The sequence below is a fragment of the Mesorhizobium sp. C268A genome (genome assembly GCF_040324475.1).
GTDB lineage: Bacteria > Pseudomonadota > Alphaproteobacteria > Rhizobiales > Rhizobiaceae > Mesorhizobium.
Map to the genome: position 1 here is coordinate 1,315,319 of NZ_JAMYVX010000001.1, position 20,762 is coordinate 1,336,080.

The window sequence follows — 20,762 nt, forward strand, 5'->3', positions numbered from 1 at the left end:
TCGTCCTATAAGGCCGCGCGCAACGGGCAAAGCTCGCTTGCTGGGGCGTCGCCAAGTGGTAAGGCATCGGTTTTTGGTACCGACATTCCCAGGTTCGAATCCTGGCGCCCCAGCCAAAAAAACCCTAAATGACTGTTCTAGCTCACTTTCTTCCGCAGGTGGAGAAGCAGCATCGAGGGTTGCTACAAATGACTGCTACAAAAGCGGTCGAGGACGCCGCCTACTCAATGTAATACGGCGCGGTGGCGTCTTTCATTTTCGCAGGGTCGTGCCAATGATCCTGCGTCTGCGCATCGGACGCTCCGAGCTGGTACGCAGCCTGTCCACAAATACGATTGCCTCTGCCAGAATGCGCGCCGATCTGCTTTACAGGCATTCCGAGGGACTTTTCGCAGCCGCCACCATGCTCTCATCCGATGAAATCGCCGGGTTGGTTAAAGAGTTTTATGAGCTCACTCTGACCATTGATGACCACAGGCGGCTCTTTCCCGAGCAACAGTGGTCCGAAGAGGATCACCGAGCGCGGTCGGAATATCTCGATCAATCGCTCGCGGAACAGCGCGACGCCCTACGCAAGGACGACTTCGAAAAGGCCAATCCCGCCGCCCAAGTCGTGATGGCTCGCCGAAATTTGTCTCAAGCCGACCTTGGCCCAGGCGAATACAACCAAATCCGACAGGCGATTTTACGCGCGAGCATCGACATCATTGGCGAGCTGCGCGCCCGGCAAGAAGGCGACTACAACTACGAATCAAAGGACAAGTTGGTTAGAACTGCTCTCGATGGGAGCACCGGCGGAGGACTTTCCCAGCAGACAGTGCCCCTCCCGACTCTTGTTCAGAAGGCGCCGAATATCGGCCCGACCTTCTCAGAGATCGCTGAGGCTTTTCGTTCGGACCAAATTGCGATCAAAAACTGGGATCAACAGACTGCCTCGCAGGCGCGAGCGACCTATCGGTTGTTTGCAGAGATTTGTGGTGATCGTCCTCTCCAGGCCTACACCCGCGCTGATGCCGACGAGTTTCGCAAGAAAGTCCAACGGTTGCCCTGGGACTATTCGAAAGCTCCTGCCTATCGGGGTCAGACGGTAGACGGGATTCTGAAGATTGCCGCAGCACAAGCGACTGCCAGAGACGTGCAGCTGCTAACGCAGCGTACAGTCAAACGGCATTTTTCTGTCCTAAGCGGCCTGTGGGCTGCCGTGCTGTCAGCTGGATCGGTCGAGCAAAACATTTTCAGTGGATTCCGCTTCGCAGCGTCGAAAAAGGCTTCGGAACAGCGGGACATGTGGACGGCGCCGGAGCTGAAGGTGCTATTCACGTCACCAATTTATACGGGCTGCAAGTCGGAAGCTCGCCGAGCCGAGCCAGGTTCTCTGGTCCTTAAGGATGAGCGCTACTGGCTTCCCTTGATCGCCCTTTTTTCGGGAATGCGGCAAGAAGAGATTGCGCAGCTTCATGTCGATGACGTTAGGGAATCCGATGGCATCGTATATTTCGACATCAATGACAACCCTCCGCGGATGTTGAAAAATGCGAACGCTGCGCGTCAGGTGCCGCTCCACTCTGCGCTTATCCGGATTGGCTTTTTGGAGTACGTGGACCACTGTCGCAAAGCACGACAGACGAGGCTCTTTACGAACTTGAAGCCCGGCGGAGCGGACAATCGTCTGGGTCATTCATTTTCAAAGTGGTTCACACGCTATCGGCGCGACATAGGTGTCTACCGGAAGGGGCTGGATTTCCACAGCTTTCGACATACAGCCAGCACTTTGATGCACCAAGCTGGTATCGAGCGCGCCGTTCTGGACCATGTAACAGGTCACTCCACGCCCGGAGAGACGAGCAGATACGTCAAAGCGTCTGCCCTAAGACAACTTCAGATGGCTATCGATGCGATCGACATCGGCGTCGATGTACTAGCTTCGCTTCAAGCTCGAGCGAATGTGAAACCGTTCGTTCGTCCACAATTGAGGTATCGGAGGCGACCCCGATCATCAGCAAGAACCCGTGACCCCAGCTGATAGGATTAGGCCACTCATTCAATACATCGTGCCGGTTGCTGGTGCTGAAAAAGCGGAAGCACAGGCCGACCGACCTTGCTTAGCATCCGGAAGGGCCATCTGCCGCTTTGGGGCCGAAAGCAGACGGTCCGGTTCCAGAATTAACTAGCGGGAAAGGCGCCATTTCGCTGGCGACCCCATCTCAGCCGCAACGACGTTGCTGACGCGTCGCGCCATAATCGGACCTCGGTGCGACTGCATAGGGACAACAGTGGGCCTCATGGCAGATTGAAACCAGCGTAGGGTTTCAGCGGGACGATTTCGAAGTCAAGCATCCCCGCCCTCGCCAGCGGCAACGTCGCCAGCTTCTCGCGAACCTCGATCTCGTCCCTCGCCTCGACGATCTGGCACGCACCGGGCATGTCACCGCGATGCCAGATCTGGCGCGTGAAGCCGATGCTATAGAGATGGCGGGCCTGTGCCCCCTCGCTGGGTACCAGCTGTTCGAAATCCGCTTCGCTGAATTGGTCGGTCCGGCGCCGAGACAAGACGAGGAATTGCATCGGTCCGGTCTCCAGAAACTTACGCGACTGCCGCGATCGCTTGTGCGGAGCGACCAGACCGGACGCCCTTCACCAGATCGGCGCCTTTTTCGCCGATCATCATCGTCGGTCCATTGGTGTTGCCGCTGATCAGCACCGGCATGATCGATGAGTCGATCACCCGCAGTCCGTCGACTCCCCGCACACGCAGTTCGGGATCGACGACTGCGGTCTCGTCGACGCCCATCTTGCAGGTGCCAACAGGGTGATAGTCGCAGCAGGCATATTGCCTGATGTAGGCCATCAATTCCTCGTCGGTCTTCGCAGCCGGCCCAGGCAGCCGCTCGACCTTGACGAACTTGCCGATTTCGCTTTGCGCCAGCACGTCCCGGATGATCCGTACTGATTTCAATGCCATGCCGCGATCGTATGGGTCAGAAAGATAGTTGGGGTCAACCAGCGGCTCGTCGGCGGGGTTCGACGAGCGGAGCTTCACCGAGCCGATGCTACGTGGTCGAAGGAATGTCGAGTTGATGGTGAAACCATGCCCATCCAGTCGCGTCTGGCCGCCGCGCACCACCAACGCTGGCGCGATGTGAATCTGAAGGTCGGGCCGCTTCGCTCCCTCACTTTGGAAAAAGCCACCGCCCTCGACAATGACCGAGGCGGCAGGGCCATTGCGATAGAGCAGCCAGCGAATGCCGTGCAGGAGCGCCTTGGGATAGCGATCTTGGCCGTCATAGCTGATCGGGTCCTTGAGCGTCAGATGGACGTTGGTGCAGAGATGGTCCTGGAGATTCCGACCCACACCGCTGAGATCGGCGATCGGCGCGATCCCTAGAGCTTTCAACTCGTCGGCCGGTCCGATACCGGACAGCATCAGCAGGCGCGGCGAGTTGATGGCTCCTGCCGATACGATCACCTCGCTTTCGGCCCGCAGCACCTTCCGCGTTTTGCCCTCGGAAAGCTCGACGCCGACGGCGCGGCCGTTCTCGACAACGATCCTTGTAACCCGGGCATGGGTCCTGACCGTCAAATTGGGCCGTCTGCTGACGGGATGCAGATAGGAGACGGCGGACGAGCGGCGGCGGCCATCGCGACAGGTGACCTGGTAGAAGCCGGCGCCATACATGGTGTCGCCGTTGAAGTCGGGATTGAACGGCAGGCCATATTGTTGCACGGCGCGGATAAAGGCCCGGGTCAATGGGTGCGGGCCGACCTGATCCGAAACTGCGAGCGGACCGCCCTGCCCGTGATAGCGATTGGCGAGCCGATCATTGTCCTCGGATTTACGGAAATAGGGCAAGACATCCTCATAAGCCCAGCCGTCGTTTCCGAGTGCTGCCCAATTGTCGTAGTCCTCCTTTTGGCATCTGATGTAGATCATCGCGTTGATCGAGCTCGAGCCACCAAGCGTCTTGCCTTGCGGATACCAGATGGAGCGGTTGTCGAGGTTCTTCTGCGGCACCGTGTGGAACCGCCAGTTTACGCCTGGCCCGAACAGCTTGCCGATGCCGCCAGGAATATGGATCATCGGATTCCAATCCCGGCTGCCAGCCTCCAGCAGCAGGACCTTGACGTCAGGATCCTCGGACAGGCGGTTTGCAAGCACGCAACCGGCCGAGCCCGCGCCGACAATGATGTAATCCCACATAATTCTGCCTCCACTCGCGCCCGAAGGCACCTTCCCGTCGGTGCGACGAAACCCGGCCGCCGACCTTGCGCCTCAGTCCTATTTGCCCCTGAAGGCCGGCGCCCGTTTCTCGGCAAAGGATCGCAGCCCTTCAATCCGGTCCTCCTTGCCGAACGCCTCGACGGTCAGCCGGTGCTCAATCTCTAGCCCGCTTTGCAGTTCGGTTTCGAATGCCGCCAGAACGGCCTTCTTGGCATAGGGCGTGATGGCAACCGACTTGGCGGCGATCGCAGCGGCGATCTCCAGCGCCCTCGACAGGAGCCTGTCGGCCGCCACGACTTCACTGACCAGTCCTTTGCGCTCGGCGAGCGTCGCATCGACCATGTCGCCGGTCAGCACCATCTGCATGGCAAAGGATTTGCCGACGAGGCGTGGCAGACGCTGCGTGCCGCCATCGCCGGGAAACGAGCCAATCTTGATTTCAGGCGTCGCGAATTGAGCTGCCTGCGAGGCAATGATGATGTCGCACAGCAGCGCAAGCTCCAGCCCGCCGCCCAGCGCATAGCCGTTCACGGCGGCGATAATCGGCTTGGAGAAGCCCTCAATGGCGCGCCAGCATGCCAGCCGCTCTGGATCGGTATAGGAGGCGACGCCGCGTTCCAGCATGTCAGAAATGTCGGCGCCCGCCGCAAAGGCGCGACCGGCACCCGTTAGCACCACGCAGCCGACCTCTGGATCGGCGTCATAGCCAGCCAGCAGTTGGCTCAATTCGGCTAGCAGCGCTTTGGACAAGGCGTTCAACTTGTCCGGCCGGTTGAGCGTCAGCAGTCGGATGCCGGGCGCCGGTTCCACTGCCTGAACTAGGCGGTCCATCATCGATCAGGCGACCTTCCTGTAAAGCGTCTCCGCGCTCAATCCGGCAGCAGCCAGCAGTCCCCGGATCTTCTCGATCTCGGCGGGATTTGGCTTCATCAATGGAGGCCGGACATGAGCTTCGTCCAGTCGCCCGAGCAGCACCAGCGCCTCTTTCATGCGATTGTGCATATCGAGAAGCGGCGCGTCATAAAAGGCCCGTACCGTGGGATAGATGCGGTCATTGATCGCCTTGGCAGTCTTGAGATCGTTCGCCTGCACGGCGCGAAACAGCGCAACCTGAAGGCTGGCGATGACGCTGCCGGCGCCCGACAAGAGCCCGTCGCAGCCAAGCGCCAGAGAGCCGAGTAGCCAGGCGCTGTGGGTGGTGAGGGTGTTGACCGGACGGTCGAGAGCTTTCAATTCGCGGATCTGTCGTTCATGCAAATTGCCATCGCCGCACTGGTCCTTGATCGCGACGATCGAGGGAAAACGACGGCAGAGGTCGAGCAATGTCTGTAGCGGGTAGGCAAGGTTCGATGCCAGCGGATACTGGAACAGGATGATGGGAAGGTCGGACGCATCGGTGATGCGCTTCAGATGCTCGACGATCATCTCTGGTCGCAGGTGCCCACCGAGCGTCATGAAGTCTGGTGGGAAAACCAGGAGCGCGTCGGCGCCCTCCCGCTGAGCATAAGCAGCGATGCGCGCGGCCTCGAGGCTGGAGTTTGTATACACTCCGACAATGGTCGGAACCTGATCCTGCAACACATCCTTGGTTACCACGATCGCGTGGTATTGCTCGTCGATGGTGAGCGCGTGCACTTCGGCCGCATGACCATTGATGGTGATGCCGGAAATGCCTTCGACCGAGGAGACGTCAGCGAGGTGCTTGCGGTAGGCGCTCTCATCGACAGCCAGATCGGCGGTGAACGGCATCAGGCAGGCGGGAATGACGCCATTGGCAGCAAACGGTTTCTTGTCGCTCATCATCCAGTTCCTATTTGAAATTTCGGGACGCCGCGCCAGTGCGGCGTCCCGCTGCGCAGGGAGGACTTAGAAGCCCTTGCCGATCATGTCGGCGATATTGTCCGGGGTCACTGAGACCGTTGGCAAGGTGATCGTCTCCGGGACCTCTTCACCCTTGGCCACCTTGTAGGCGGTCTCGATCCCTTCCGGCGCCACGAACGGATAAACGAAGGTTGCGGCGAGCTTGCCCTGTTTGACTGCCTCGAAAGCAGTCTCCTGGCCGTCGATACCGACCACCGCCACTTCATTGAGCCGGCCGGCGGCCTCCAGCACCTGGATCGCGCCGAGTGCCATCTCGTCATTGTGCGCGTACACCGCCTGGATCTGGCCGGGACCAAACCGCTGCACCATGTCTTCCATGAACTTCACCGCCTTGTCGCGGGTGTAGTCACAGTTCTGCGATGCGACCACCTTCATGTCCGGGTGCTTTGCGATCGCTTCCGCAAACCCCTTGTTGCGATCGATGGTGGCCGATGCCCCCGCCGTCCCCTGCAACTCGATGATGTTGCCTTTGCCATTCAATTTCTTCGCAAGGAACTCGCCCGCGCCGACGCCGAGCGGCAGGTTCTCGCCGCCGACATGGACGGTGACGGGCGTGTTGACCTTGCGGTCGAGAGTCACAACCTTGATCCCGGCGTCCATTGCTTCCTTGACGACTGGCGTCAGTGCCTGCTCCGTCAGCGGCGAGATCATAAGCACTTTGATGCCTTGCGCGATCAGGCTTTCGACGTCTGCCACCTGCTTGGAAGCATCGTTGTTGCCGTCAGTGACGATAAGATCGATATCCGGATAATGCTCGGCCGCGTACTTCTTGTTGCCCTCCACCATGGCGACGCGCCAAGGATGATTCATGGTGCCTTGGCTGAAGCCGATCTTGATCTTGTCCTGAGCCAAGACCGCGCCCGGCATCATGGCGCCCAGTACCAGGGTGGCGGCAAGGGCCGTGGTGCGTAGGAAATGTCTGCGACTGGTCATTTTTCACTCCTCCATTGTTTTTCATTTCAGGCTCCAAAGCGCGACGGCCAGCCCGTCTGGCAAGTGCCGCCGCGCATGGATGTCAGGACCGTCTTTTGTGACGGTAGACCTCGAACATCACCGCAGCGATGATGATGGCGCCCTTCACGATCTGTTGCGTGAATGGCGATATTCCAAGCAAATTCAATATATTAGCCATGACGGCAATGATTGCGGCGCCGATCACGGTGCCGATGACGCCGCCTTCGCCGCCAAACAGGCTGGTGCCGCCGATGACGACGATCGAGATCGCCTCGAGTTCGAGATTGGTGCCGGCGGTGGGCTCACCAACGGTCAGCCGCGAGACGAAAACCAGGGCGGTCAGCGCCGACAGCACGCCTGAGATGGCATAGACCGACATCAGCACGCGCGGCACGTTGATGCCGGCAAGCCGCGCTGCCTCGGTGTTTGAACCGACCGCGTAGATCTGGCGACCGAAAGGCGTATGTCGCAGGACGACGAAAGCCGCGGCGGCTATGGCGACGAAGATCCAGATCGGTACGGGAATGCCGAAGAGAAAACCGCTGCCCAGATAGGAGAAAGCATCCGAAGCATCGCCAAGCGTCTTCGGCTCGCCGTTGGCGATAGTCATGGCAATGCCGCGCCCCATCACCAGCGTGCCGAGGGTCATGATGAAGGGCGGCATGCCGAAGAAAACGACGCCAGCTCCATTGATGGCGCCGAACACGGCTCCCATCCCCAGCGCCGCGATCATCGCCAACGGGATTGGAACGCCAGATGAAAGCATCAGCGCGGTTGCAACCGCGACGACGCCGACGATGGAACCCACAGAAAGATCGATGCCGCGGGTCAGAATGACGAAGGTCATGCCGACGCTGACGATGCCAAACAGCGCCATCTGGCGGCCGACATTCAACATGTTGCCGGTCTGGATGAAGCTCGGCGACAGATACACCGCGAAGGCGCACAACATGATCAGGACCCAGAGCAGGCCAAGGCTTTGCGCCCAGCCTCGCAACCGACCCACCGACCCCGGCCGGATCGACGCCAATCCTTGTCCCGTTGTCATCTCAGCCATTCCTTCCTCCCGTTTCGTCTGCCATTGCGAGGGTCGATTGCCGATGCAGCAGCCAGGCCACCGCGTCGGCCAGCCCGCCCTCGTCGCAAGACGGTCCAACGAAATGCGCGACCCGCTTGGCTTCCGGCACAGCGTTGCCGACCGTCACCGCCGTTCCTGCCCAGGCCAGCATGTCGAGATCATTCTCGGCGTCGCCGGCGGCCGCGCAGTCCTGCGCCGCCATTCCGAGCTCGGCCGCAACGGTCGCGATGGCGGTCTTCTTGGAGATACCGGGCGGACCGATCTCGAGCAGACGTGGATGCGATCCCGATACCGAAAGGCACGCGCCGAGTTGCACGCGGAGAGCTCCAAAGGCTTCACGGTCGGAGGGCTGCGCGGCGACACACATGATCTTGCCGGGTTCGCCCGGCAGGTCTTCCAGCGTCTTCGCCACGATCAAAGGCTCTTTGGTCACGCCGGCTTCGCGTGCGATGGTCGGGTCTTGGGCAAGCGCGTGAATGTCGTGGCCGGTGAACCACATCGGTCGAACGCCCGCCGCTTGCGCCGTGGCCATGGTGTGCAGCGCATCGGTGCGACCGATCCGCTGATCGGACAGCGCAACGCCGGTCGAAACGTCGCCGATCCAGCCGCCGTTGAAGCAGATGGCGAGGCCTGCAATCCCAAGCTTCTCCGCATAGGGCTTCACCCCGAGCGGCGAGCGCGCCGTTGCCAGAATGATCGTGATGCCCGCCTCTCGCGCCCCGCGCAGAGCGTCCGCCACACGCTTCGGCAACGCATGGTCGTGCGTCAGCAAGGTGCGGTCGACATCGGTGACGATAAGGCGCGGAATGGTCATCGCCCGCCTCAGACTGGAAAGACCGGAGCGCGCGGCCCGGTCTGGATGAGCAGCGTCTTGAGCTGAGTGAACTCTTCAAAGCCGGCCTGGCCCATCTCGTAGCCGAATCCGGATCCCTTTACGCCGGTGAGAGGTAGCTGCGGGGCGCCGTCGATGATTGTGTTGGCCTGCACCCAGCCGCTTTTCAGGCGCTTGGCGACGGTCAGAACCGTGTCGATATTCTTCGACCAGATGTAGTTCGACAGGCCATAGGCAGTGTCGTTGGCCAATCGCACCGCGTCATCCACCGCATCGAACCGGGTGACGCTAAGCACCGGGCCGAAGATCTCTTCGCGAAAAATGGTCATATGCGGCTCGACCCGGTCGAAAATGGTCGCTTCGTGAAAATGACCGGCCGCCTTTGTCGTGACGCTGCCACCGAGCACCAGTTCGGCGCCGTCCTCGACCCCGCTTTTGACGAAGCCGGCCACCTTGGCCAGATGGTTGTGATCGATCAGCGCGCCGATATCCGTGTCGTCGTCAAACGGATCGCCAACCTTCATCTTGCGGGAGCGCGCGATCACCTTGGCGATGAAATCGTCAGCGATGGACGACTGCACGAACAGCCGCGAACCCGAAACGCAGCACTCGCCATTGTTGAAGAACACGCCCATCAGCGCGCCGTCCGCCGCGGCTTCCAGATCCGCATCGGCAAAGACGATATTGGCCGACTTTCCGCCGAGTTCGACCGAAGATTTGACCAAGTGACGGGACGTGTTGCCGACGACACGGCTGCCGGTGCGCGTCGAACCGGTGAAGGAAACGAAGTCGATGCCCGGATGCCCGGTCAGGTGGTCGCCAGCGGTTGCGCCATAGCCACTGACGACGTTGAAGGCGCCGGCCGGGACGCCGGCTTCCGCCGCAAGCGCGGCGATCTCGAAGGCTGATCCGGAAGTGAACTCCGATGGTTTCAGCACCACAGTGCAGCCGGCGGCGAGCGCAAACGGGACTTTCTGCGACAGGATCAGCGCCGGGAAATTCCATGGTGTGACCAGGGCCACGACGCCCACCGCTTCGCGGCTGATCAGCGCCGTCTTGCCATCGCCAATGTTCGTATAGGTCAGGCCAGCCATCTGCATGGCCAGCGAAGCTGCATAGCGTGTCAGGCCGGCTGCACCATCAATATCGCCGCGCGCAAAACGAACTGGCTTGCCGACCTCCTCGACCTCAATCCTGACCAGCCGGTCGCGGTTGGTGCGGATCAGATCGGCAAGACGGTTCAGGACCTCGGCGCGCTCCATGCCGCTCATACGCGGCCACGGCCCTTCCTCAAATGCGATGCGCGCCGCCTCGACGGCAAGATCGACATCCTCGGGCGTGCCATCGCAATAGCGGGCGACCAGGTCACCTGTGGCCGGCGACCGGCGCTCGATTGAGCCGGAGCCTGAACCGTCGACAAACCGCCCGCCGATGAATTGTTGGTAGCTGCGCATAGCCATATCGTTCCTCACTGCCAAACCGCATGGGCCATGATCGCTTCCTCGGTCGCGCCCTCGCCATCGAGAATCGCCGAAATGGCGCCCTCGCGCATGACGATAATGCGATTGCAGAGGCCAAGGATTTCCGGCAATTCGGACGAGACCATCACGACGCTTGCGCCGCGCTTTGATGTCAGTTCGGCGAGCAGGTCGTAGATTTCTCGCTTCGCCGCCACGTCGACGCCGCGCGTCGGTTCGTCGACCAGCAGAATTTCCGTCCCCGCATGCAGTTGCCGGGCGATGCCACATTTCTGCTGATTGCCGCCCGACAACGTGCGGACCTTGGTGCTGGGGCTAGGCGTCTTGATGCGCATCTGCTGGATGAACAGGGAGACAGCCTCGTGCTCGCGACGGCCACTGATCAGGCCACTGCGGGTCAACGGCGTCATCTGGGAAACGGTGACGTTAAATGCCACCGACTGGTCGAGGAACAGCCCCTCTGTCTTGCGATCCTCGGGCAGCAGGCCGACGCCATGTGCAAGTGCCCGACGCGGCCCGTCGATAGCGACCACTTGGCCGTCGATCCTGATCTCGCCGCCGTCGATCGGATCGGCGCCGGCGATAGCGCGCAGCACCTCGGTCCGGCCCGCTCCGGCAAGACCGCAGATGCCGACGATTTCGCCGCGCCTGACATTGAAGGAGATATCCTTCAGCACGCCGTTCCGCGATAGGTTGCGTACGTCTAAGCGGATCTCGTCGCCGGGCCGCGAGCGCGGTGGAAATACGTCCTTGAGTTCGCGCCCGACCATATGGCGGATGAGATCGGCCGTGGTCGTCTGGCCAAGCGGCATCGAGGCAACGACCTGGCCATCCCGAAGCACGGTGACCTCGTCGCAAATCTCATAGAGCTCCTTGAGGCGATGGGTGATGTAGATGAACGAGACGCCGTGCTCGCTGCTCAGCCGCCGGATCGTCTTGAAAAGATGTTCAAGCTCGGAGTCGCCGAGAACAGCGGACGGCTCATCGAGCACCACGATGCGAGCCTCGCGGGCAATCGCCTTGGCTATCTCGACCATCTGGCGCTGCGCGACACTGATCGTGTCGATGCGCGCTGCCGGATCGACACGGAAGCCAAGCCTGTCGAGCACATCTTGAGCTGCGCCTTTCGCCCGGCGCCAGTCGATCGTGCCCAGACGCGTTTTCGGCAGGCGGCCGAGAAAGATGTTTTCAGCCACTGTGAGATGCGGAGCCTGGGCGAGCTCTTGATAGATGACCGCGATTCCGAGCTCAAGCATCCGCTCAGGCGTCGGCGCCGCCACCACATCTCCGTCGATGGCCACTTCACCCTCGTTGGCCAGGAACGCGCCAGACAGGACGCGCATCAATGTCGACTTGCCGGCGCCGTTTTCACCGATAACGCCATGCACGCTTCCCTTGCGCACGGCGAAGCTGACATTGTTCAGCGCATACACACCCGGAAAGCGCTTGTGGATGCCGCGCATTTCGAGAACTGCGTCCTTCATCACGTCGTCTCCCAAACCGAGAAATCGTTTTCACGGTTTCTCAAAAAAAGCTCACAGGCGATGCATCTGCATGCCGCCGCCGATGTGGTAGATGTCCCCGGTGCTGAATGGCATGCCGCCGACGGCCAGCGTCGCCACCCCGCGGGCAATGTCTTCAGGCTGCCCCCACCGTCTGATTGCCGAGAGTTGTCCGGCTTCGACCTGCGCGGAATATTTCTCATAGACGTCAGCGGTCATGTCGGTCTGGATCAGGCCTGGGCGAATCTCGTGCACCCGGATGCCTGCATCCGCCAGGCGAATGGCAAATTGCTGGGAAGCCATCGACAGTCCGGCCTTGGATATACAGTACGGCCCCTTTTCCGGCGAGACCAAGCCCGCGTTAGCAGAGGTGATCGTCACCACCGACCGTTCGAGCCGGGCCTGCGGCCGGGAAATCATCGCCCGCGCTACGGCCTGGGTGAAGAAGAACGTGCCGCGCAAGTTGATGCCGACCAGCCGGTCGAAGCTCTCCTCGGTAACATCGAGAAGATCACCGCGCACGGAAACCTGGACGCCGGCGTTGTTGACCAGGCAGGTGGTTCCCCCCAGATCGGCTTCGATACGCTCTATGAACGCCGCATTGTCCGAGGTCTCGGATATGTCCTTGCGATAAAAGGCACCATTTCGCCCGTGTCTGCGGACAAGATCGACGGTCTCGCTGGCATTCTCATCGTCCACGATGTCGATGACAGCGACGTCGAAACCTGCCTGCGCGAGTTCACAACAGATGGCTCGGCCGATGCCGCGACGGCCACCCGTCACAATGGCAAGTCCGCGGTTGATGGAGGCTGCGTGCTCGGGCATAGCAACGCCGATTGCAGCCGGGGAAACCTGTTCCAGCATCACGAAGCCTTCCTTGCCACTGCGTCGTCCTTTTCGCGGGATGCGACCACGGCCTTTGACGCCAGCAGGCGCTGGACCTCAACATCGGCATAGCCAAGCTCGTCCAGGATCTCGTGCGTGTGCTCGCCGATCTCCAAAGCGAGGTATCTCAACGCGGGCACCTCGCCGTCGTAGCGGTTGGGATGGTTGACCAGGTGGATCGTTCGGCCACGCACGTTCACCTGCCGAAACACTTGCGCGTGGCTGAGTTGCGCGTCGGCCAGCAGATCGTCATAGTAATTGATGGGCGCCCACCAGATGCCATGGCGGTCAAAGCGCTCGGCGAGGTCGGCCACCGCGAACCGGGCCGTGGCACTGGCCAGCCGGCGAGCATAGTCGTCGCGTTCGACGTAGCGGTCGACACCGACTACCTCGCGCAGACCGTCGCTGTCGAGCGCTTCGGCCAACACGGAAGCATCGCACAGCGACACCACCACATGGCCGTCGGAGGCAGGATAGACACCGTAGGGCGCGGCATGGAACCATGTCGCCAGATTCGCCTCGCGGTTGAGCACCTCGCGGCTGAAGCCGCCGGCGAAGTAATTGACCAGCGCCTCGCCCTGCAGGTCGATTGCCGAGTTGATCAGGCTTGCCTCGACGCGCGTCCCCTTGCCATCCCGCAAGCGGCGCACCAATGCACCCAGAATGCCGATCGCCAGAAGTGCCCCGCCATGTTGGTCGACGATCGCCGCACCGACCGGCGTGGGGCCACGTTCCGGCGTTCCGGTGACAGTCATCAGACCGGAGCGCGCCTGGGCGAGAAGATCCTGGCCGGGTTTCATCGCCATCGGGCCAGTTGCGCCAAAACCGCTCGCCGACGCGAAAATCAAATTGGGATTGATGTCCCGGAGCGCATCATCGTCAAAGCCGAGCTTGGCGAATACGCCGGGCCGGAAATTCTCCATCACCACATCGGCGCCGGCGATCAGGCGCCGGGCGACTTGCTTGCCTTCGGTGCTCTTCAGATCAATGCCGATGGAGCGCTTGTTGCGGTTGGCGCAGAGATAGAAGCCGCTGATCCCTTCCACATAGACGTCCGCCCCCGACCAGCGACGTTCATGAGCTCCGTCGATGGGTTCAACCTTGATGACATCCGCACCCATGTCTGCGAGATATTGGGCGCCTGCAGGACCCTGCAGAAAATGGCAGAAGCTGACGACTTTGATGCCGCTGAGCATTTCTCATCCCTTGGTTCTGCGCTATGAGTTGCGCATTTGTGAAATCGTTTTCACGCCTTTTCTCATAGCTGTCAAGCCCAATTTGAAAGGCTTTCTAAAAGAAGGATGGTGTAGCCTTCAGAAAAGAAATGTGTCATCTGGAAAACGGTTTCTCGAAAACCATCGGATTCGAGGCTCAATGGATATCGAGGATGGCGGCGCAAAGTTGATTGACGTGGCCAAGCTTGCGAACTGTTCGCCGGCCACCGTCTCCCGCGTGCTCAACGGCAATCCCAACGTGAACGAGGTCGTGCGGGATCGTGTTGTCCGGGCGGCGCGCGATCTCGGCTATGTGCCCAATGGTTCCGCCAGGGCGCTGCGGTCGACCCGGACAAGGTTGGTCGGCGCGATCATCCCCACATTGGACCACGCTATCTATGCCACGATGGTCGATGGACTTCAGGCGCGGCTTTCCGAAAAAGACGTTTCGCTCATCATCAACACCTCGGGCTACGATATCGAACTTGAATACGAGCAGGCACGTCTGCTGGTCGAGCGCGGGGTCGAATCAGTGGTGCTTGTCGGGTCAACGCACCGGCCAGCCACTCTGGCCATGTTCGAACAGAAGCGCATCAACTATGTCTACACCTACACGGCGACGGCGACGGCGGCAGGTGCGGCCGTGGGGTTCGACAACGAAAAGGCAGGGCGAACCGCCGCCCGTTACTTGCTCGACCTCGGGCACACCAAATTCGCAATGATCGCCGGCATCACCCAGGACAATGATCGCGCGGCAGGCCGCCGCGACGGTTTCTTGAACGAACTCGAACGATCCGGCATCGATCAAGGCATGGTTCCGGTCGTCGAGGGAGCCTACAGGCTGGATGACGGCCGCACCTGCATGCGGCGGCTGATGGAAGACCCCCGAAGACCAACCGCGGTATTTTGCGGCAGTGATATCCTTGCCGCCGGCGCCATCAAGTACTGCCACGCCGAAGGCATCGCAGTCCCGCAGGAGGTTTCGGTCGTCGGATTCGACAATCTGGAGATTGCAGAATTGACCTCGCCCGAACTGACCACACTGGAGGTGCCCGCGCGCGACATGGGCCGGATTGCCGCCGACTACATCCTGGCCTCACCATCGCAGCGACTGCATCTCAGACAACGGGAACTGGCCATCAGGCTGATTGTCAGGGGAAGCACGGCTGTCGTGAGACGCTAAAAACATGTCGGTCGCGTGAGCCATACCTATCCTGAGGCGATTGGACCGAATGACCGCTAGGGGGCCGCTTGCAGACCGGTAGGTTCGGGCGACGATTTAACGAATAGCAGACATTCAAGTTTTGCTCGCGGCGGGTCTCAGATCGATCAGAAATGCAAGTAGCTTATGAGATTAGCCCCGCTGCATAGCGCCTATCAACGATTGGGCGGTGCAGCGTTGCCGATCTGCACTCCCGGCACTACAGAATTCGCGGGATAACTCCGATACGTTGGCTCTCACCGTATTCCCGCACCTAGGTCTGTTACATAAGCTGCAATCCCTGTTTTTTGCCCACTTGCAGAGCGTATCTGGCGCACCCCGCTGAGAGGTTTTGTGGCCCCAAGGCTTGAGACGAATCTAGTCAAGTTTCTGCAATACGGCGTGTCACAGGAGCTGGGACAACGCGCGGTGACGGCTGGGCTTACGATCACGAAAGTCAGGACAGCCAGTCAGAAGGACATCAAAGACAAAGGCTTCACGGGGGAGGAAGCCAAGGCACTCAAGGCCGCCGTAGTACGTCAGCCAATTGATGAGGCGTTACTGCTCTCGCTTCTCGAAAACAGCAACTACCTCTGCAACTGCTGCAAGGGCGACAAAGGTCAGTCCTTCATCGTTCATCACATCGAGGAATATTCGACCTCACAGGACAACAGCTACGACAATCTGATTGTCCTCTGCCCGACCTGCCACGACCAAGCGCATCGTTCGCCCACACAGCTCACGCTTTCGATCACGCCGGAGATGCTGAGGTACAACAAGGCGAACTGGGAGCCGGAGGTTGAGAGAAGAAATGCCGAGCGCGCCATTCGGAAACGCGAGAGCGAGGTATCGACCGCTGAGCCGGGTGAAGCACTCGCCCTTCCAAAGGCGAAGAAGGTTCAGACGCGCGTCATTGTTCTGAATTTCGAAGGCGATGCGGACGACTTCCACGTTCAGAAGGTGGACGCGATCATCGAATCTCTCAGGCACATAACCGGCAATGCCGGGATCGAACTTGTCTCGACCGAGCGCGGTTCTTTCCTGATGCTCATTCGCGCGACTAGCGACGACAAGGCAAAGATCGACACACCCGAAACAAAGGCGTTGCTGCTCCAGGAGCACAACGCTGTTCTAACAAGTGTTGTAGACGAGCAGTCCTTCCGGCAAGTGCAGATGAGGGACGACGAACTAGGCCGTGTCCCGCGCGACCTGCTCGAGTGGTCGCAGACACTTCCGGACGGTACCCACTTCAGCCGCCCGGAGAAGGACCAGATTCTCGAGACTATCGCGGGGCAGGAGACCACGACGCAGGCCGTCCTTGGGCTTCCGGGTTCCGGCAAGTCAGCGCTGCTCGCCGAAGTAGCCAACGCGCTCATAAAAGATGGCATCAGGGTTCTGGCCATCAAGGCCGACCTGCTCGACTCGGCAATCGAAACCGAAGACGATCTCGCCGAGTGGCTTGGACTTACCATTCGTCCCAGCGCGATGCTCTGGCGGATAAGTCAGTTGCGACCGGTCGTTCTTATGATCGACCAGCTCGATGCGCTCGCAGGCTACACGGACATAAAGACTGGTCGGCTGAGTGTACTGCTGAGCCTGGTCCGGCGCGTCAGCGGCCTGACAAACGTGCACGTTGTCCTGTCGGCTCGCGAGTTCGAGTACGAGCACGACGTCCGTCTCAAGACCATCACGGCCGAAACAATTCACTTGGACCTGCCGCCCTGGTCCGAGGTCGTTCCTGTGCTGGAGCGCCATGGATTCGAACCCGCAGGCTGGCCTGCCGACGCGCAGGAAGTTCTACGGTCGCCCCAGGCGCTGAAAACGTTCCTGAAGCTGGAGGAGAGGAGCAGCGAGCCCTTCCGCAAGTACCAGCTCATGCTGGACCAGATGTGGGCGGAGACGATAACGAGGCAGCCCAGCGGGTCGCGGCTTGCGAAGCTCGTCACCGACATCGCAGACCAGATGGCGGAGAAGGAAATCCTGTGGCTCCCCGCCGCGCGATTTGACCAGCACTCGGAGGACATAACCTATCTCGTGAGGGCGGGAATGCTCTCAGACCTGGGCCAGGCCGGAAGCAAGATAGGCTTTTCCCACCAGACCATGTTCGAACATGCCCTCGCACGATCCTTCACCCGCAGCCAAGGACGGCTATCGGAGTTCACAATCGCCCGGCAGACTTCGCTGTTCGTGCGGCCGAAATTGTGGTCCGCCCTGACCTATCTTAGGGAGGTCGATCCGACTGCCTACGGCGTGGAGATGCAATCGCTCTTCCATACCCAGGATTTGCGGCTTCATCTCCGGACACTTCTCGTTGAATTCCTCGGTCAGCAGCCGACGCCGGACGGCGTGGAGGCACGCATGTTCGACGAAGCGCTTGCGTCGGACAGGCGACCAACGGCTTTCATGGCAATGGCAGGAAGTCACGGATGGTTTGAGCGGTACAAACACACTGAGATTGTCCGTGCGATGAACGACGACAAGGAAGCCACCCTGGCTCTGGGCGTTCTCAATCGCGCTTGGGTATTTGCTGCCCGCGAGGTCGAGAGGCTGATCGCCGAGAACTGGTCGGCGTTGCCGGGCTGGGATGGCTTCACCTGGGCTGCCCTGGGTCAGGCGCGGGTGTGGACGCCGGGCATGGTCGAGATGGCGAGGGCGCTGATTGCGCGTACCGCAATGCACGCGCATAGCCTCGAATTTATTATCTCCACAATCGGCGTAAGCCAGCCGGAGGTTGCGGTTCAGCTTCTGCTCGCAAAGCTCGACCAGGAGCTTCAGTCGGCAAAACAGGAGTCGGCCAGAAGGATAGCGTCCGCTCCCAAAGAGGACGGCGACGGCTCCTGGACTTCGCGCATATCCTCGTCTCCCAGAGAGCCGATCAAAAGTGTCGTCGAGCAGGCGAAAGCCTGGGACACCCTGGAGGCACTTGGAAAGGAAAATCCCGCGCTGTTCCTTGGAGCCCTGTGGCCTTGGCTGACCGAAGCGATGGTCGCGCTTCGCGATCTTGACAGCGAGGAACACAGCCTCTCCTATCCGCTGCAGCACACGCTCGATTTCAAATTCGAAGAGGAAGAGCGGAGTCAAGGGCGTTCTGACCCCCCCATACTCAGCGCCATTCGCGTTGCGTTGGAGACCCTTGCCCTCAACGACGAAAAGAACTTTCTTCAATGGCTGTCAGAGCATGAAGGAGATGAATTCAATCCTGCCCAGCGGCTGTTCGCGCATGTACTATCGCTCTACCCGGATCAGTATGCGCAAGTCGCGTATCGTTTCCTTCAGGGCGATCCGAGACGATTTAGGCTCGGAAACCACGAAGACCCTTCTGGGACAACAAAGCGCCTCATCGCGGAGGCGAGCCTTCACTGGTCCGACGCGGATGTCGAAGCCTTTGTCGCCGCCGTCAACGCTTACGCACCGACAGCTTATCCCGATCTGGACGTCAAAGGCCGCAAACTTTTCAGCGACAGGGTTCGTCGCATAAAGCTGGGCCTCTTATCGGCACTGCCTTCCGAACGCTTGCCGGGAGCGACCCGCCGCCTTGTGATGGAAGAACGCCGCCGCTTCCCCGGTTCGGACGAGGGAATACGGCATTATGGGCCGTCGTGGATAGGTTCGCCCATTTCGGCGGAGCAGCTCGCAAAGGCGCAGAACGACGAAGTTCTCAACGCTTTCCGCCAGTTGCCGGACAAGTATGAGTGGGACCATCCCAACCGCATGATGGAGGGCGGCAACATACAGCTGTCGCGGGCCTTCGCGGAGTTTGCAAAGACCGACCCCCAGCGGGCCGCTACGCTCATACGCAAGTTCGAGCCGAGCTTTGGGACCCGCGCAGCAGGCTACGCGCTGGAGGCCATCGCCGAAGCGGGTGATCCTCAGCTTGTGATGAATCTCATGGCCGAACTCGACGGGCGTGGATTCACCGGCGATGAGTTTCAGAACTCGGCGTCCGAGGCCGTCAGCCGATTGGTCCGCCGGGAGATTGCGGTCTCACCGGAAACCCTCGACATCATTGAGAAGTGGCTTAATGAGCCTGCCGCTCCAGACACCGCTACAGCGCAGCCTAAGGAAGATCGGAGCGACGATCAGGATCAAGAACTCCTCGACACGGGAGAGGAGAAGGCCAGCGAGAAGGACGCAGGAAGGCGGGAGCAAAGCATCCTCTGGGGAATGGGCTCCGCCTTTACACTTCCCGCTGGAAGCTTTCCCAAGCTGGATGTTCTAGTCCATGCCCTGCTGCTGGCAGGGCAGCACGACCGCGTCCTGGCCGTACTGACACGCGCCAGCGAGCGCGGAGAAGACGATCGGGTATGGAGGGCCATCCTTCATTGGTTACGCTACCTTAAGCCGACCAATAGGGAAGAGCTTGAGGGGCTCCTGGACACCGTCTTCAAACGCTACCCGGCTCTGCTGAGGACTACCGAGCTTGCCATTCTGTTCGCCTACCTTCACTGGCGGCATGCCGGTTTCGTGCGTTCTTACCTGGAGAAGTGGGCCGCCTCCGGCGACGAGTATTTCGAGCAGCTTGCAGGTGAGCTGACGCCCTTGATTGCGTTCCTGCAACCGAAGCTGCCCTGGACGAAGCCATTGCTGGAGCAGGTCGTCTTTGGACCGGGTACGGACTCGACACGGCTTGGAGCCATCAATGCCGCCGTCAACCTGTTTCCGGATCTTGAGTGTCGGGAGCGCGCGTCTGAGCTACTCGTTCGCGTAATCCCCCAGATAAGCGGCGTTGCCTGGAACAACCTTTTCGACGTGTTCCGGCTCGTAGACGAGATCACGCCCGATCCGAGCTGGGTCGCGTTGCTCACTGCCATTGAGGCCAACCTTGAAGGCGCTCCGAAAATCAACGCGACGTTCGTCGTGGATCGCCTCCAGACACTTCTCCCCCATTGCGCTCTCCTCGTGGCGAAGATCGCCAGGAGACTGATCGAGACCTGGCGTGACGAACTCGGGGACATCCAGACAGGGATAGCGGGCTCCGCTTCCGAGCTGGTTGACCTTGCGATTACGCTTCACCGCATTGGCGACGATACCCGCGAGGTAGGGCTGGAGCTTTTCGAGCAGCTGGTCGAAATCCAGGCTTACACGGCCAAGGAAACGCTTGAGCAGATCGACAACAGGTTCAGAAACCAGGCTCCGCAACGCCAGCGGCTGCCTCGCCGCAACCGGGCCGCCCGCCGACGCGCGGCGCGACGGGCGACCTCGTCTTAGGCGGCAGCGCCGACAGCTGCGTCCCATCCCTTAGCGCGAAGATACCGCGCGGGCACCTACAGGGAGGTCCGCTCACGAAGCACGGAAGCGATTGGATGGACGCCCGATTTGATCCTCAACGAAGTCTCCGATGTCTTCATGAACGAAGTCGGCTTTCAGGAGACGACGCTACAGACCTGAACGGCCGAAATTAAGCGCAAAGCTGACGGAGATGCCGCGGCAGACGGTCGTCGAATAGCCATAGCTGCTTTTGGACCTACGTGTTTCCTCAAAGGCTACCAACCTAACTACAAACCTAGCTCGGCGGCCC

The 20,762-nt window shown here is 60.5% G+C and carries 14 protein-coding genes and 1 tRNA gene; 4 read left to right on the plus strand and 11 right to left on the minus strand.

Annotation, left to right across the window (positions count from 1 at the left end; translation table 11 throughout):
• The first annotated feature begins 41 nt into the window (after nucleotides 1-41).
• Together NKL06_RS06650 and NKL06_RS06655 are read left to right on the plus strand one after the other, a co-directional pair.
• Nucleotides 42-116, plus strand: a tRNA-Gln gene (locus tag NKL06_RS06650).
• Nucleotides 117-232: 116 nt separating this feature from the next.
• Nucleotides 233-2,023 (plus strand): tyrosine-type recombinase/integrase, encoded by a 1,791-nt coding sequence (locus tag NKL06_RS06655; RefSeq protein WP_502896379.1) that lies wholly within the window; start codon nucleotides 233-235, stop codon nucleotides 2,021-2,023.
• 257 nt (nucleotides 2,024-2,280) lie between these two features.
• Here NKL06_RS06655 and NKL06_RS06660 read toward each other — a convergent pair whose 3' ends face one another.
• The 11 genes from NKL06_RS06660 to NKL06_RS06710 all read right to left on the minus strand — a co-directional run bounded on the left by NKL06_RS06660 (nucleotide 2,281) and on the right by NKL06_RS06710 (nucleotide 14,025).
• Nucleotides 2,281-2,565, minus strand: a complete 285-nt coding sequence (locus NKL06_RS06660) for a muconolactone Delta-isomerase family protein (RefSeq protein ID WP_023692728.1) — start codon at nucleotides 2,563-2,565, stop codon at nucleotides 2,281-2,283.
• Between the two features lie 19 nt (nucleotides 2,566-2,584).
• Entirely contained in the window at nucleotides 2,585-4,198 is a 1,614-nt protein-coding gene (locus NKL06_RS06665) for a GMC family oxidoreductase (RefSeq protein ID WP_023692727.1), read from the minus strand.
• A 78-nt stretch (nucleotides 4,199-4,276) separates the two neighbouring features.
• Nucleotides 4,277-5,053 carry an enoyl-CoA hydratase-related protein gene (locus NKL06_RS06670; RefSeq protein WP_023692726.1) on the minus strand — a complete coding sequence of 259 codons (777 nt, stop codon included), beginning with the start codon at nucleotides 5,051-5,053 and terminating at the stop codon, nucleotides 4,277-4,279.
• 3 nt (nucleotides 5,054-5,056) lie between these two features.
• Nucleotides 5,057-6,022: a dihydrodipicolinate synthase family protein gene (locus tag NKL06_RS06675; RefSeq protein WP_081725574.1), complete on the minus strand. Its 966-nt coding sequence runs from the start codon at nucleotides 6,020-6,022 to the stop codon at nucleotides 5,057-5,059.
• A gap of 63 nt (nucleotides 6,023-6,085) precedes the next feature.
• A complete protein-coding gene (locus NKL06_RS06680; protein WP_023692724.1) occupies nucleotides 6,086-7,033 on the minus strand; it encodes a substrate-binding domain-containing protein in 948 nt (315 codons plus the stop codon).
• An 82-nt stretch (nucleotides 7,034-7,115) separates the two neighbouring features.
• Nucleotides 7,116-8,111 (minus strand): ABC transporter permease, encoded by a 996-nt coding sequence (locus NKL06_RS06685; protein WP_023808023.1) that lies wholly within the window; start codon nucleotides 8,109-8,111, stop codon nucleotides 7,116-7,118.
• Complete coding sequence (locus NKL06_RS06690) at nucleotides 8,104-8,946, minus strand: Cof-type HAD-IIB family hydrolase (RefSeq protein ID WP_023692722.1); 843 nt, start codon at nucleotides 8,944-8,946, stop codon at nucleotides 8,104-8,106. Before NKL06_RS06690 ends, NKL06_RS06685 begins: the two co-directional genes overlap by 8 nt.
• Nucleotides 8,947-8,954: 8 nt before the next feature.
• Nucleotides 8,955-10,418 carry an aldehyde dehydrogenase family protein gene (locus NKL06_RS06695; RefSeq protein ID WP_245267122.1) on the minus strand — a complete coding sequence of 488 codons (1,464 nt, stop codon included), beginning with the start codon at nucleotides 10,416-10,418 and terminating at the stop codon, nucleotides 8,955-8,957.
• A gap of 14 nt (nucleotides 10,419-10,432) precedes the next feature.
• Nucleotides 10,433-11,926: a sugar ABC transporter ATP-binding protein gene (locus NKL06_RS06700; protein WP_023692720.1), complete on the minus strand. Its 1,494-nt coding sequence runs from the start codon at nucleotides 11,924-11,926 to the stop codon at nucleotides 10,433-10,435.
• A gap of 51 nt (nucleotides 11,927-11,977) precedes the next feature.
• Nucleotides 11,978-12,808 carry a 3-ketoacyl-ACP reductase gene (locus NKL06_RS06705; RefSeq protein ID WP_023692719.1) on the minus strand — a complete coding sequence of 277 codons (831 nt, stop codon included), beginning with the start codon at nucleotides 12,806-12,808 and terminating at the stop codon, nucleotides 11,978-11,980.
• Nucleotides 12,808-14,025 carry a CaiB/BaiF CoA transferase family protein gene (locus tag NKL06_RS06710; protein WP_023692718.1) on the minus strand — a complete coding sequence of 406 codons (1,218 nt, stop codon included), beginning with the start codon at nucleotides 14,023-14,025 and terminating at the stop codon, nucleotides 12,808-12,810. Before NKL06_RS06710 ends, NKL06_RS06705 begins: the two co-directional genes overlap by 1 nt.
• Here NKL06_RS06710 and NKL06_RS06715 point away from each other — a divergent pair.
• Both NKL06_RS06715 and NKL06_RS06720 read left to right on the plus strand, forming a co-directional pair.
• Nucleotides 14,012-15,226: a LacI family DNA-binding transcriptional regulator gene (locus NKL06_RS06715; protein ID WP_245267121.1), complete on the plus strand. Its 1,215-nt coding sequence runs from the start codon at nucleotides 14,012-14,014 to the stop codon at nucleotides 15,224-15,226. The genes NKL06_RS06710 and NKL06_RS06715 overlap by 14 nt on opposite strands.
• 420 nt (nucleotides 15,227-15,646) lie before the next feature.
• Nucleotides 15,647-20,452, plus strand: a complete 4,806-nt coding sequence (locus NKL06_RS06720) for an HNH endonuclease (RefSeq protein ID WP_155927402.1) — start codon at nucleotides 15,647-15,649, stop codon at nucleotides 20,450-20,452.
• Nucleotides 20,453-20,762 lie beyond the last annotated feature (310 nt).